Source organism: Elusimicrobium sp. An273 (assembly GCF_002159705.1).
Lineage (GTDB): Bacteria > Elusimicrobiota > Elusimicrobia > Elusimicrobiales > Elusimicrobiaceae > Avelusimicrobium > Avelusimicrobium gallicola.
The window spans coordinates 71,558-84,948 of the sequence record NZ_NFJD01000004.1 but is presented as its reverse complement, the minus strand read 5'-3'; the positions used below and the strand labels follow the sequence as shown (position 1 = coordinate 84,948).

Genomic DNA, 13,391 nt, shown 5'->3' with positions numbered 1-13,391 from the left:
GTGAATAACGAAGTGTTAGTAGTCGGATCGGTAGCTTTTGATACCATTGAAAACGCCAATGGCAGCGTGCAGCGCGTGTTGGGCGGCGCGGCCAGCTATGCTTCCATTTGTGCCAGCTATTTTGCAAGCCCCGCCGTGGTGGCCGTCGTGGGGACGGATTTTACGCAGCAAGACCGGGCCCCGTTTGTAAAGCGCGGGGTAAACTTGGACGGGCTGGAAGTGCGGGACGGAAAAACCTTCCACTGGGGCGGCAGTTATGACAAAGATTTCAACACCGCCGTTACCCGGTTTACGGATTTGAATGTTTTTCAAAATTTTAATCCCGTTTTAAACGACATTCAAAAAAATGCCAGAGCCGTGTTTTTGGCCAATATAGACCCCGAGCTGCAGCTTTCGGTATTAAACCAGGTAAAGCATCCGTCGCTGGTGGCCTGCGATACGATGAACTATTGGATTTCGTCCAAAAAAGAGACGTTGCTGAAAGTGGTAAAACGCATTGACGTGTTCTTTTTAAACGAAGGCGAAGCCCGCCAGTTAACCGGCGAGTACAACCTGATTAAAGCCGGGCGGATTTTGCTGGAACAGGGCGTGAAGTATGTGGTCATTAAGCTTGGTTCCAACGGGGCGATGCTGGTAAGCAACAAAGGCCTGGTGCAGCTGCCTCCTTTTGTGCTGGAGCATGTGCACGATACGACCGGCGCCGGGGATACCTTCGGCGGCGGATTTACCGGCTATTTGGCCAGCTTGGAAGACTGGAATAACTTGACGGCGATTAAAAGAGCCATGATGATTGGCAACGTGATGGCTTCGTTTACGATTGAGTCCTTTAGCGTAGACCGTTTGGCCAATCTTTCCAAACAGGATGTAGACCAGCGGTTGGAAGAATACGTCTCCATGCTGAAATTTTAACTGCGCAGGCGGTTTTGCAGGCGGTTAAAAATGAAAAAAATTTTATTTTAGGAAAAAATTTGCTAAAATAAATTATTAGCTGTTATGCCGGGGTGCTGGAATTGGTATACAGGATGGTCTCAAAAACCATTGCCCTTTCGGGCTTAAGGGTTCAAGTCCCTTCCCCGGTAAGATTTTAAAAAGTTAAACCCTTTGACGAGTAAGTCAAAGGTTTTTTTTTGCAAAAGGGCTCGCAGTATCCCCCAAACAAGCCCCACGGGATATATAACTGTATTGCATTATTTAAGCGCAAAAACGATCTTGTTACAATATAAGATATGAAACGGTTTGTGTGCTTAAGCGTGTGGTTGTGTCTGTCTATTCCTTGCTTTTCCCAAATTTATCGTGCCCGTGATTATACCGCCCAAGAAGAACCGGCCCGGTTTACGGCCCCGCGGTGGGAAGTGTCGGCCGGGGCGGCCGCTTTTTCGGGGCAAATGCACGATTTTACCGGCCAACGGCTGGTGCAGGGAGAGCTGGGCGCGGAAGTACGGGCGTTCTATTCCTTGGCCGATTGGGCTGCAGTGGGAGTATCCGGAGGGGTTTCCGGCCCGCTGAAGAAAACGGAACTTGTGGACAAGTACCGCACCTACCGTTTGGAAGCCCTTCTTAAGGTTACCCTTACGCCGCAGGCCAGTCCCCGCTCCTACATTACGGCAGGCATGGGGTGGCAGCAGCACGACGTTTCTTATTTTAGTTTGTGGCAGGAAAAATTTTCGGTTCCGTTTCTGGCTTTTGGAGCGGGAGTGGAAACTGCTTTTTCCGAAAATTGGTTTGGCGGGTTGGAACTGCGCGGCATGTATCACCTGCAGTCTGCTCGCAATGTGTATTTTTACTTTCCGCACCGCTGGGAAGCAGCGGTGCACTTGCGCACCGGGTGGATGTTTTAAAAAATCCGCCTTCCCGGTTTTTTAAAAGCATTGCGCCGGAGCGGTTTCTTTTCGGGGCGGGGCTTCACCCCGTAAAAATCTAAAATTCCTTCATACAGCGCTTGTACAAAAGCCGAGCGGCCGTCTGCCGTTTTGGCCATTTGTTCTTGTTCGGGCAGGATCAGGTAGGCATTTTCCACCAAGATACTGGGCAGCTGCGGAATGCGCGGAATAAACAGTACGTCGTTGGCAATCATGCCGTTATCGGGCAGGGGTACATGGCGGGTGAACGCGTCGTAAACGGATTGGGCCAGCTTAAAGCTGTGGGGATAGTTGTAATACACGGAAAAACCCCGCGCGCGGGCCAGCGGGTTGACGGTTTCCGGCAAGGCGTTGTAGTGCAGGCTGACAAAGATATGCGCTTTTTCCTTAAGTGCCAATTGGTAGCGGTTTTGCAGGCTCATGCGGTTGTTGCCGTGGCGCGTCATAATCACGGTGGCACCGGCTTTTTCCAGAAGCGGTTTTAAATCTTCGGCCAAGGCCAGGTTGGCCTCGTATTCCAAGTAGCCGCTCGGCCCGACGGCGCCGTCGTACGGAACGGTGCGGCGGGGGCTGTGCCCGGCGTCTAATAAAATGCGCGCGCCTTGCAGCGGCTTGTCTTTTGTAGGGGTCAACCCCGGGCGGTGCATTAAATCTATAATCAGGTTGTTGCCTTCAAAATCGTAAGCGTGACCCCAAAGAGGGGAATCTTTTTTAAAATAAATTTTAAACAACAGCGTATCCCGGGCCGGCTGCGACCAGGTAATGCTTTCAATAATGGGGCTGGTGGTGTCAAAACTATAGTTTTCGTCAAAACCGTCTGTATAGTAGAGCGTCAGTTCCATGCGGTCGTTAAATTCGTGGACGCTGATGGGAATGATGCGGCTGCCGGCAAAGGACAAACGCGTCTTATCCGGCAGGGCGGTGGTTTTCAGTTCGGTAATGCGGTTGGGCGTATAGCCGGAAAAGAGCAAGGTTTTTAAATTCTTTTCTTCCAGCCAGGCCGATTCGTTTTCGTTTAAAGCAATGCGGTACTGCCCGTTCATGCGGCCGTTTAGCAGCACTTCCCCGTAGGCGCGGTAGAAAGGATACAAATTTTCGCGCGGCGTGGGAATTTTGCGCAGTTTTACCCCGGCGGAAAGCACTTGGGCGCGGGTGAAGGGGTCTTTGGCGTCCAGCACTTTCAAGCGCGCGGGCGCCGTGATTTTGGCCTTGCTGCCGTCGGGGCCGTTTTCCATGTTGTACGTTATTTTTGCCGTCTTGGGCTTTTGGTCTTCGCGGATTAAGTATTTGGCGCGGTACATCCCCGGAGAAGAAACATCTTCTTTCATCGGAATGTTTTTGGCGTCTTTTAGGCCCGAGAGGGTAAACGTTACTTCCGCTCCCGGCGTGCCGCGTACATATAGCCCCACCACATCGCCGGGCAATAATTCGGCGGGCGATTGCGGAAAAATTTCCTCCGGGTCAAATTCCGCCCGGGACGAAAAATCTTTAATATCCACTCCCGGCACCACAATGCGCCGGACGGCTTGCACCGTCTCCCGCCCGTTGGAGGCGGTAAGCAAAAATTCAAATTCGCCGCTTTTAACGGGCAAAAACGCGATAAAAGTGCCGTTTTCCTGCACGGGGACGCTTTCCCCGTTGATATCCAGCTTTACCGGGCCGGACAAATGAATTTGCCCAAATAAAAAAATGCGCGCGGCGCCCCGGGTAACGGTCATTTTTTCATAGGGAAATTGCACCGTAATGGAATCGTTTGGAGCGGATGAACGGCCTTGGGCGGGCAGATAAGGCGCGGTGGGGATGTTTTGGGGGTGTACCGCGGCCTCAAATACGAAGAGAGAAAACAGCAAAAAAAGTATTCTTTTCATCCTTATAAAATGATAACATAATTCTATGGTCAATTGTGAAGACGTCATCCGTTTTTTGGATACTTACCTAAACAGTGCCCAAATTCCCGATGCCAGCCGCAACGGTTTGCAAGTGGCGGGAACGCCGCGCGTGGGGAAAATTGTGTTTGGCGTGTCCGCCTCGCTGGAACTGTTTAGAAAAGCCAAAGCCGCGGGAGCGGACTTAATCGTGGTGCACCACGGCCTTTTATGGGGGCAGGAACAGCCGATTACGGGGTTGTTTCGGGAACGGATTGCGTTTTTGCTCAAGAACGATTTGAATTTAGCCGGTTATCATTTGCCGCTGGATCTTCATCCCGTGGTGGGGCACAATGCGTGTTTGATGCGTGCCCTGCGGGCGGAACGGTTAAAGCCGTTTGGGGAATATCACGGCGTGCAAATTGGTTTTTGCGGTTATGTGCCGCCCTGCAGCGTGGAAGATGTTGCCCGCACGCTGCAAGCCTATTGCGGGGCCCGCGCCCAAGTGCTGGCGTACGGCCCTAAACGCATAGAAACGGTGGGGGTGGTAAGCGGAGGCGCGTACAGTATGATTCCGCAGGCCATTGCCCAAAAGTTGGATTTGTATGTTACCGGTGCCTTGGATGAACCCGCCCAGGAGTGGTGCCGGGAAGGAAAACTGAATTGTATCGCCTTAGGGCATTACAATTCCGAAAAGCCGGGCGTGCTGGCTCTGATGGAGCTGGTGGCCAAACGATTTGACGTACAAACCGAATTTATTGACGTGCCCAACCCGATTTAAACCGGCGCACGGAGGAAAGAATGGAAAAAGACTTGCTGAAGAAAATTGATTCCTATAAACAAACGGTAATTGATTTGCAAACCCATATGATTGCCTGCCCGGCCGTTTCGCCGCATAGCGGCGGCCTGGGGGAAAATGCCAAAGCTGCTTATTTGATGTCCGTCTTAAAACAAATGAAGTTTGACGAACTCTATATGATCAACATCAAAGATCCTAAAGCCAAAGACGGCATCCGCCCCAACATTGTAGCCAAATACTATGGGCAGAATAAACAAAAAACGATGTGGGTAATGGCGCATATGGATGTGGTGCCTCCGGGGGATTTGTCGCTTTGGAAAACCGATCCGTTTAAAGCGGTGGTCAAAGGGGATAAAATTTACGGCCGCGGTTCGGAAGACAACCAACAAGGTTTGGTATCGGGCGTATTGGCCGTGAAAGCCATGATGGACTGCGGTGTTCGCCCTCCGTGCAACTATGCCCTGCTTCTCAATGCGGATGAAGAAATCGGCAGCGTATATGGCATCAGCGCCATTCTTAAAAAACACGGTAAGACGTTTGGAAAAGAAGACGTCTTCTTGGTGCCGGACGGCGGCAACGCCGAAGGCACGATGGTGGAAGTGGCCGAAAAAAATATGCTGTGGGTGAAATTTACCGTTTGCGGCGTGCAGACCCATGCTTCCACTCCGCACAGCGGCATCAATGCCCACCGGGCTTCCGCTTATTTTGTAACCAAATTGGACGATTTGTACAAAAAGTTCAATAAAAAAGACAAATTGTTCGCCCCGGAAAGCGCCAGCACCTTTGAGCCGACCAAACGCGAAGCCAACGTGCCCAATGTAAACACCATTCCGGGAACGGATGTGTTTTATTTGGACTGCCGCATTTTGCCGTGCTATAGCAATGAAGAAGTCCTTAAAGAAATTGCCAAAATTGCCAAAGGCGTTGAAAAACAGTTTAAAGTGAAGATTAAAATAGAGCCCGTTATCAACGAAGGATCTAAGCCGACGGATAAAAATGCGTTGGTCGTAAAGCTGACGCATACGGCCGTAAAAAGCGTTTATAAAAATACGCCCCGCACCATGGGCGTGGGCGGCGGAACCGTAGGCGCTTATTTACGCAATGCGGGCTATCCGGCGGTAGTATACTCCAAATTAGATGAAATGGCGCACCAACCCAACGAGTATTCCAGCATCAAGAATACGCTGGGCGATGCAAAGGTGTTTGCGCTGGTTTCACTGAACTTTAAGTAGAGGTGCTTATGAAAAAAGGATTTACGGTAACGGAAATTCTCATTACGGTGGTGGTTTTCGCCCTTCTGTTGGGGTTTACCGTACCGAAATTTCTCATGCTGGTGCATAAAGCGCAGGAAGGAAGCACCAAACATCAGTTGGTGAAAGTGCGCAGTGCCATTGCCGCTTATTATGGGGAACATCAGGGTACTTATCCCACGGATGACTTATCCAGCTTGGTGCCTACTTATATTGAAAGCATTCCGCAGGCAATTATTCCGGGGTATACGCCCTCTTCGCATGTTTCCGTCGGGAACTTCGAACAATGCTTTACCAAAACGGGCGGCTGGGCGTATGTAAACGATCCGACGGATCCGCGCTACGGCGACTTCTTTGTCAACACGGATAAAGAAGACAGCTACGGCAAGCCTTGGAACACCCACTGATTTAAGCCCCCGCTTTTTGGGCGGGGGATTTTTATGTCTTACTGTAAAGAGGATTTATGGATACGCTGATTTTATGTTTTGCAGGCATTTTTGGCTTGCTGTTTGGCAGTTTTTTAAATGTGTGCATTTACCGCATTCCGCGGGACAAGTCCATCGTGTGGCCGCCGTCTTCGTGCCCGGGCTGCAACGCACGGATTAAATGGTACGACAATATCCCCGTGCTGAGTTACTTATGGCTGCGGGGCAAGTGCCGCAGCTGCAAGCAGCCTATTTCGCTGCAATACCCGGTGGTGGAACTGCTTACGGGGGCGCTGACGGTGTTATTCGTGTGGCGGTTTGGACTTAGCGTATGGACGTTTGTTACCGTGGCGGCGGTATATGCGCTGATTATTCTTTCTGTAATTGATTTGGAACTAATGATTATCCCAGACCGGTTTTCGCTGGGGCTGATTGTGCTGGGCCTTGCTTTTGCGTGGGCCAACCCCAATTTTTCCGGCGTTTGGTGGCAGAAGGAGCTTAGCTCGCTGTTGGGTGCGGGCGTAGGATTGTTTGGCGTGTTGGCCATAGCGCTGATAGGAACGTGGATGTTTAAGAAGGAAGCCATGGGCGGGGGCGACGTGAAGCTGATGGGCGGCGTAGGCGCGTTTATCGGTTGGGAAGGCGTGATTACCACGGTAGTGTTTGCCTCGTTTTTCGGATTGGTGTATGCCCTGTTTTTGATGATTTTTAAAGGGAAAAAAGGCGGCGACGCCATTCCGTTCGGCCCGTTTTTAAGCCTGGGCGCCCTGATTAACCTGCTGTGGCTGATTAAGCCGGCGATGTTAGTGATAGAAATTTAAGTGTATGGAAATATCTCCAAAAAACCTCCGATAAATCTGTCGGAGGTTTTTAATTGTTTGCAGGCAAGGCCGCTTTCGGCAAGTGAATTAGTTTTTTCTAGGGCCTGCCTTTAGCAAAGAGTGCCGATGTTAAAAACCCCCGGTTTTGACCGGGGGTTTTATTATTTTCTGTTTTTAAGAAGGACTAAATGATCCGCCAGCTTTTTAAATGCCTTGGCTCGGTGGCTGATTTGATTTTTTTCACGTTCCGTCAATTCAGCCAGTGTTTTTTGGGAGGATCCCACCAGAAAAATAGGATCATAACCGAATCCGTTTTCGCCCTTGTATCCAAAGCCGATAAAGCCGTCGAGCGTGCCGTCAAACAGCTGCACGCGCCCTTGCGGGGTAGCCAAACAGGCTACCGTGCGAAAACTGGCCGCCCGGGCGGGCAATAACTGCCCTTCCAAGGCGGCTAAAAGCTTGCGGTTGTTGTCGTCCGCGTCGGCGTGTTCGCCGGCGTAACGGGCCGTATGGACGCCCGGGGCGCCATGTAAAAATTTTACTTCTAGGCCGGTATCGTCCGACACCGCCGGCAGACCGCTCTCGCGCGCGGCATAAACGGCTTTTGTTTCCGCGTTGTCTTCCAGCGTGTTTCCGGTTTCCGGCGGAAGCGTAAGCCCTTTAAAATCAGCCAGGCTTACATATTCTATCGGCGTCCCGTTTTTTAATTTGGCGGGCAAAATATGAATGAGCTCTTTAAATTTATGCGGATTGCCCGTAGCAATTAAAATTTTCATACGTTATTTGGTCGCGTTCATCTGGGCTACTTGTTTTACCAGGTTTAAAGCTACTTTATAAGCTTTAAACATATCTTCTTCACTCAGCCATTCGGTAAACGCGTGCGGATTGTTCTGCCCGGTAAATACCGTGTATCCGCCAAAACCGTGTTTGGCCATAATCATGGCAGAAGTGGTGCCCGCGCGTTCTTTTTGCGTTTTGGGGGTTACTCCGGCTTCTTTCATGGCAGCCGTCAACAAGCCCAACGCTTCCGGTTTCACGCCATAGGCCACGTTTTCGTATTGCTTGGTGATTTCAACGGTAATTTTGGTGCCCAACACTTGCTGCAGGCTATCGGCCGTGTGCTGAATGCCTTGCAAATAGCGTTTGCCTTCTTCCGGGTCAAAATAGCGCAGGCGGCAATCTACCATATGGGTGTTTTTGACGGGATCGTATTCAATATGATGCGGTTCCAAATATCCTTGATCCCCGCGGCTGTGGTTGGGCAGGAATTTGGTTGGGACCGCGACCGCAATTAAATCTGCGATGGGTTTAACGGAATTGAGGTAGCCGTTGTCGGCCGCATACGATTGGTGCCCGTTTACGCCTTGGGCCGTAACCACCACGCGGTCGGCTGAGAAGTTGGCAATTACGACTTCGCCGTTCACGCCGCCGTCAAAATCGTACGCATAGTCCGGATGATAGTATTCCAGCTCCAAGCGTTCGGCGCTGCGTCCTACGTCTTCGTTCGGCGTCAGCACGATATCAATCGGGCCGTGCGGCATTTTGGGGTTTTCCGCCAGGGTTTGCAACAACGTTACAATAATGGTAAGGCCGGCTTTGTCATCGGCACCCAGGTTGGTGGTGCCGTCGGAAGTAACGATGGTTTTGCCAATCATGTTCTTCAGGTAGGGATCGCTTTTAAAATTGATGACGTGGTTGTTTTTCAGCACGATCGGATTGCCGTCGTAATTTTTGATTACCTGCGGTTTGACGCCGTTGCCGATGATGTCCGGCGTGGTGTCGTAGTGGGCGCTGAGACCCAATTTGGGGGCTTTGCGGGTTTTGAGGTTGGACGGGATGTTTACATAGATGTATTTGTCCTTGGAAAAGTAAGTCGGAAACCCAAACGCCTTGATTTCGTCGTACAGAAACTGGGCCATTTTTTCTTGGCCGGGGGTCATCCATTCCGCCCGGTTGTCGCTCATGCTGTCAATTTGCACATAAGACACAAAACGCGGCAACATCTCGGCGCGGTATTTGTCGGCAATCATGCCTTGGGCAAATGCCGTTGCGCCGCTTAAAAACAACGCCGCAACAAGAGGCCATGCCAAAAGTTTTTTCATGTTGTTCTCCTTGGTTCAAAAATAGTTGCAAAACACGTCACGCAATCTCTTCTTTCTCATTGTATTAATCTGGCGCTAAAAACCGCAAGGGCCAAAAGACCTAGGCGGGTTTAGGTCTTTTTTGGGCATAAAAAACCGCCCCGTTTGAGGCGGGGCGGGCAATCAAAACAGCGGGTTTTATTGGGCGGGCTGCTGCATATGCCACAGCGAGATGAGCCGCAGCACCGTGCGCAGGGAGGCTTCCATCACATCCACATCGGCGTATTCGTATTCGCTGTGGACGTTGAATTGCCCGGCAAAAAGATCCGGCGTCGGCAGTCCCATAAACGACAGGGCGGAGCCGTCCGTCCCGCCGCGGGCGGCGGTTAATACGGGGGTAATATCTTCGTTTTGCATGGCCAGCTGCGCCAGCGAAACCACTTGTTCGGGCAGGGCCTGTTTCATGTTTTTATATTGGTCGGTAAAGGTAAGCGAGAATCCTTTGCCCTTGTAGTTCATTCCCTTGACGGTATTAAACGCGCGGGTTACTTCGTTTACCAAGTCCTGCATTTCTTCGTCCGTAAAGGCGCGGATAATTCCTTTTACTTCGGTTTTATCGCCTTGGGTGGTAATGGAGTCCACCAAGATAAACCCGCGGCGGCCCGAAGTGGTTTCGGGGCGGCGGTGGCGGGGAAGCAGGGTGTGAAAGTCGGAAGCCATCAGCACATTGTCGGAAAACGCGGAATTCATCGCTTCGCCGGGGTGTACGGAGCGCATGCCTTCAAACACGGCGGTAAACGCTTTGGCGTTGAAGGTTTCGTTCGTAAGGGCGCCCGTATCCATGCCGTCTAGCGTATAGGCATAGTCCGCCCCGAAGGAAGCCACGTCAAAGCGGGCCACGCCGGCGCCGGTTTCCTCGTCGGGCGTGAAAGCAATTTTAAGGGGGCCGTGCTGCATTTGGGGATGGTCATACAGGTATTGCACCATAGTCATGATAACGGCAATGCCGGTTTTGTCGTCCGCGCCCAAGAGCGTACCGCCCGACGCGGTAACGATATCGTGCCCGCGGGCACGGGCGAGCTGGGGAGAATTGGCTGCGTTTAGCACCAGCTTGCGCGGGGCGTTGATGACGATGTCGCCCCCTTGGTAGTTGGCGTGTACCTGCGGGATGACGTCTTTGCCGGAAACTTCCAGCGCCGTGTCCATATGCGCCAAGAAAGCGACGGTCGGGGCGTTGCGGTCGGAATTGGCCGGAATGTCGGCCGTCACGATGCCGTTTTTGTCCATTTTTACGTTTTTGGCGCCGTTTTTCTTAAGTTCTTTGACCAGCGTTTTGGCGAATTTCGTTTGCCCTTCGGTGCTGGGCACTTTGTCCGTTTGGTCGCTGGATTGGGTGTCAAACGTTACGTATTTGGTAAAGCGTTCGGTCAGTTGTTTTTTGGCTTCGGCTTTATTATAGCGGGTAACGGACTTCCAATCCATTTCCTGTGCGGCGGCCGCCAGCGGCAGGAAGCAGACGGCGGCCAGTAGTGCGGTTTTCACGTATTTGTTCATCAGGCCAAATCCTCCAGCGAAGCCGTTACCTGCGCCAGCGCCACTTTGGCGGCGGCCAGTTCGTTCTTCGTCTTTTCAATTTGTTCTTTGGGCGCGTGTTTGATAAAGTTTTCCTGCGCCAGGCGCGCTTCGCGCGAAGCGATGTTGGCCTTGGCGGCGGCTAAGTCCTTTTCCAGGCGTTTCTTTTCTTTTTCAAAGTCAATCAGGCCCGTCAGCGGGACATAGATGGCGATGTTTTCAAACACGGCGGTGGCGGTTTGTTTGGGCTTTGCCAAATTTACGCCGATATCCAGTTTTTGTACTTTGGCCATGAGTTTAATGTAGCCTTCGTATTCTTTTACGACGGCCAAATCCGCTTCGTCCTTGGCCGTTAAAACGGCGCTGATCTTCAAAGCGGGCGGCACGTTAAACTGAGCGCGGATGGTGCGGATTTCGCGCGTAACGCCTTGGATAATTTCCATTTTGCGTACGGCTTCTTTATCGCACAGGGCCGGGTCAAATTCCGGGTAGGCTTGCTGCAGCAGGAATTCCCCGCCTTCGGCCGCCACATACGGGCGCAGCGAAGAGGCAATTTCTTCGGTGATATACGGAATTAACGGGTGCAGTGCTTTTAAGGTGTTGTAGAGGATGTTTACGCACAGCGCCATTACTTTTTCTTTTTCTTGGGTTTGGAAGCGTTGTTTGGCCAGCTCCACGTACCAGTCGCAGAAATCGCCCCACAGGAAGTGGTACAAGGTGTTTGCCGTCAGCGCGAGGTTGTATTTTTCAATGCCTTCACGGGCGGTTTTAATGGCGTGGGCAAAGCGGTCTAAAATCCATTTGTCCGCCAGTTCGGTTACTTCTTTGGGCATAGCCAGCGGGCCTTGGATGCCTTCCATATTCATCAAGATAAAGCGCGAAGCGTTATAGAGCTTGTTGCAGAAGTTGCGCGCGCCGGTGATGCTGTCTTCGGAATACGGGATGTCTTTGCTGGGGACGGCCTGCATCAAAAGCGAAAAGCGCACGGCGTCCGTGCCGTATTTGGCGGTCATATCCAACGGGTCAATGACGTTTCCTTTGGATTTGGACATTTTCTGCCCGTGTTTGTCGCGCACGATGCCGTTTAAATACACGTCTTTAAACGGCAGTTTGCCTGTAAAGTCCAGCCCGGTCATTACCATACGGGCAACCCACAGGTACAGGATTTCATACCCGGTTACCATGACGCTGGTGGGGTAAAAGTAATCCATTTCCGGCGTTTTTTCCGGCCAGCCGAATACGGAAATCGGCCACAGTGCGGAAGAGAACCACGTGTCCAGCACGTCGGGGTCTTGCACCAAGTCGTGCCCGCCGCAAACGGGGCATTTTTCGGGTTTTTCGTAAGAAACGATCGGCTGGGCGCCGTCTTCAAACGATACTTTGGTTAATTGTTCGCGCCCTTGCTGATCGGTCGCAAAGGTAAGGCCTTTTTCGCTGCAGTGGCGGCAGTACCACACCGGAATGCGGTGCCCCCACCAAATCTGGCGGGAGATGCACCAGTCCTGAATGTTTTTCAGCCAGTTTAAGAAGGGGTTTTTCCAGTTGGCCGGGTGAAACTGCAAGGCGCCGGATTCGGCGGCCTCAATGGCGGGCTGGGCCAGCTTGTCCATTTTGACGAACCATTGCTCGCTCATAAACGGTTCAATGGCGCTGTGGCAGCGGTAGCAGGTGGAAACGGCGTTGTTGTATTTTTCTTCTTTTACCAAGAGGCCGGCGGCGTCTAAATCTTTGACGGTTTCCTTGCGGCAGAGTTCGCGGTCCATGCCCAGGTATTTTTCGGGGCAGTTAATCATCTTGCCTTTGTCGTTGATCACCGTCATAATGGGCAGGTTGTGGCGCTGGCCGACTTCGTAGTCGGTTGCGTCGTGCGCCGGGGTGATTTTTAAAGCGCCCGTGCCGAAGCCCAGTTCTACGGCCTCGTCGGCAATAATCGGGATGGCGCGGTTGGCCAGCGGGATGATGACTTTCTTGCCCACCATATTTTTGTAGCGTTCGTCTTTGGGGTTGACGGCGATGGCGGCGTCGGCGTAAATGGTTTCGGGGCGGGTGGTGGCAATGACGATGCCGTCCGAGCCGTCTTCGCCTTTATAGCGCAGGTACCACAATTTGCCGGCGTGCTGTTCGTGTTCCACTTCAATGTCGGACAACGCGGTGGAACAGCGTACGCACCAGTTGATCAGGCGTTTGCCGCGGTAGATGTATTTTTTATCCCACCATTGGCGGAAGCATTCGTATACGGCTTTGGCGCGTTTTTCGTCCATGGTAAAGCGGATGTCGGACAGATCCAAACTCCAGCCCATTTTGCGGAACTGGTTGAAAATGGCGTTTCCGCATTCGTTGTACCAGTCCCATACGGTTTGGACAAAGGCTTCGCGCCCCAAGTCGTGGCGGGATTTGTGTTCTTCTTTAGCGAGTTTCTTTTCAATTACGTTTTGCGTAGCGATACCGCCGTGGTCGGTGCCGGGCACCCAGTAGGCGTTTTCGCCAAACATCCGATGGGCGCGGATCAGCACGTCCTGCAAAGTATTGGTGGAGGCGTGCCCCATGTGCAGCGCACCCGTAATGTTGGGCGGCGGAATGACGATTACAAAAGGTTTTTTGGCGGGGTCTACATGGGCGGCAAATAATTTGGCTTTTTGCCATTTGTCTGCTAGTTTTTGTTCTACTTCCTGCGGTTCGTACGCTTTGGGTAACATAATTCGTAAGTCCTCTTTGCTTG

At 52.0% G+C, this 13,391-nt stretch carries 11 protein-coding genes and 1 tRNA gene; 7 read left to right on the top strand and 5 right to left on the bottom strand.

Annotation, left to right across the window (positions count from 1 at the left end; translation table 11 throughout):
* The 3 genes from B5F75_RS06045 to B5F75_RS06035 all read left to right on the top strand — a co-directional run bounded on the left by B5F75_RS06045 (position 1) and on the right by B5F75_RS06035 (position 1,838).
* Positions 1–909, top strand: coding sequence for a PfkB family carbohydrate kinase (locus B5F75_RS06045; protein ID WP_204201214.1), 909 nt, complete (start codon positions 1–3; stop codon positions 907–909).
* A gap of 86 nt (positions 910–995) precedes the next feature.
* Positions 996–1,079 (top strand) — tRNA-Leu (locus tag B5F75_RS06040).
* 147 nt (positions 1,080–1,226) lie between these two features.
* Positions 1,227–1,838, top strand: a complete 612-nt coding sequence (locus B5F75_RS06035) for an outer membrane protein (protein WP_087288992.1) — start codon at positions 1,227–1,229, stop codon at positions 1,836–1,838.
* Here the strand turns inward: B5F75_RS06035 and B5F75_RS06030 are convergent.
* Positions 1,835–3,727, bottom strand: coding sequence for an N-acetylmuramoyl-L-alanine amidase family protein (locus B5F75_RS06030; protein ID WP_158093796.1), 1,893 nt, complete (start codon positions 3,725–3,727; stop codon positions 1,835–1,837). The two genes, B5F75_RS06035 and B5F75_RS06030, sit on opposite strands and share 4 nt — an antisense overlap.
* 25 nt (positions 3,728–3,752) lie before the next feature.
* Here B5F75_RS06030 and B5F75_RS06025 point away from each other — a divergent pair, with 25 nt between their 5' ends.
* From B5F75_RS06025 to B5F75_RS06010, 4 genes are read left to right on the top strand one after another with little or no spacing between them, the layout of a single operon-like run.
* Complete coding sequence (locus B5F75_RS06025; RefSeq protein ID WP_087288988.1) at positions 3,753–4,505, top strand: Nif3-like dinuclear metal center hexameric protein; 753 nt, start codon at positions 3,753–3,755, stop codon at positions 4,503–4,505.
* A 20-nt stretch (positions 4,506–4,525) separates the two neighbouring features.
* Positions 4,526–5,755 (top strand): M20 family metallo-hydrolase, encoded by a 1,230-nt coding sequence (locus B5F75_RS06020; RefSeq protein WP_087288986.1) that lies wholly within the window; start codon positions 4,526–4,528, stop codon positions 5,753–5,755.
* 8 nt (positions 5,756–5,763) lie between these two features.
* On the top strand, positions 5,764–6,180 hold the full coding sequence (locus B5F75_RS06015; RefSeq protein ID WP_087288983.1) for a type II secretion system protein: 417 nt from the start codon (positions 5,764–5,766) through the stop codon (positions 6,178–6,180).
* A gap of 56 nt (positions 6,181–6,236) precedes the next feature.
* Positions 6,237–7,019, top strand: coding sequence for a prepilin peptidase (locus B5F75_RS06010; RefSeq protein ID WP_087288981.1), 783 nt, complete (start codon positions 6,237–6,239; stop codon positions 7,017–7,019).
* 161 nt (positions 7,020–7,180) lie between these two features.
* Here the strand turns inward: B5F75_RS06010 and rdgB are convergent, their stop codons facing one another.
* From rdgB to B5F75_RS05990, 4 genes are all read right to left on the bottom strand, one after another.
* On the bottom strand, positions 7,181–7,795 hold the full coding sequence (gene rdgB, locus B5F75_RS06005; protein WP_087288979.1) for an RdgB/HAM1 family non-canonical purine NTP pyrophosphatase: 615 nt from the start codon (positions 7,793–7,795) through the stop codon (positions 7,181–7,183).
* Positions 7,796–7,798: 3 nt separating this feature from the next.
* Positions 7,799–9,121 carry a tripeptide aminopeptidase PepT gene (pepT, locus tag B5F75_RS06000; protein ID WP_087288977.1) on the bottom strand — a complete coding sequence of 441 codons (1,323 nt, stop codon included), beginning with the start codon at positions 9,119–9,121 and terminating at the stop codon, positions 7,799–7,801.
* Positions 9,122–9,298: 177 nt separating this feature from the next.
* Complete coding sequence (gene pepT / locus B5F75_RS05995) at positions 9,299–10,654, bottom strand: peptidase T (protein ID WP_087288975.1); 1,356 nt, start codon at positions 10,652–10,654, stop codon at positions 9,299–9,301.
* Positions 10,654–13,368, bottom strand: coding sequence for a valine--tRNA ligase (locus tag B5F75_RS05990; RefSeq protein ID WP_087288972.1), 2,715 nt, complete (start codon positions 13,366–13,368; stop codon positions 10,654–10,656). The genes pepT (B5F75_RS05995) and B5F75_RS05990 overlap by 1 nt, the downstream gene beginning before the upstream one ends.
* Positions 13,369–13,391 lie beyond the last annotated feature (23 nt).

Bases quoted from the DNA above. Each gene is read 5' to 3' on its own strand.
- pepT (WP_087288975.1), bottom strand. From the start codon at position 10,654: ATGAACAAATACGTGAAAACCGCACTACTGGCCGCCGTCTGCTTCCTG.
- rdgB (WP_087288979.1), bottom strand. From the start codon at position 7,795: ATGAAAATTTTAATTGCTACGGGCAATCCGCATAAATTTAAAGAGCTC.
- B5F75_RS06010 (WP_087288981.1), top strand. From the start codon at position 6,237: ATGGATACGCTGATTTTATGTTTTGCAGGCATTTTTGGCTTGCTGTTT.
- B5F75_RS06025 (WP_087288988.1), top strand. From the start codon at position 3,753: ATGGTCAATTGTGAAGACGTCATCCGTTTTTTGGATACTTACCTAAAC.
- B5F75_RS06020 (WP_087288986.1), top strand. From the start codon at position 4,526: ATGGAAAAAGACTTGCTGAAGAAAATTGATTCCTATAAACAAACGGTA.
- pepT (WP_087288977.1), bottom strand. From the start codon at position 9,121: ATGAAAAAACTTTTGGCATGGCCTCTTGTTGCGGCGTTGTTTTTAAGC.
- B5F75_RS05990 (WP_087288972.1), bottom strand. From the start codon at position 13,368: ATGTTACCCAAAGCGTACGAACCGCAGGAAGTAGAACAAAAACTAGCA.
- B5F75_RS06035 (WP_087288992.1), top strand. From the start codon at position 1,227: ATGAAACGGTTTGTGTGCTTAAGCGTGTGGTTGTGTCTGTCTATTCCT.
- B5F75_RS06015 (WP_087288983.1), top strand. From the start codon at position 5,764: ATGAAAAAAGGATTTACGGTAACGGAAATTCTCATTACGGTGGTGGTT.
- B5F75_RS06030 (WP_158093796.1), bottom strand. From the start codon at position 3,727: ATGAAAAGAATACTTTTTTTGCTGTTTTCTCTCTTCGTATTTGAGGCC.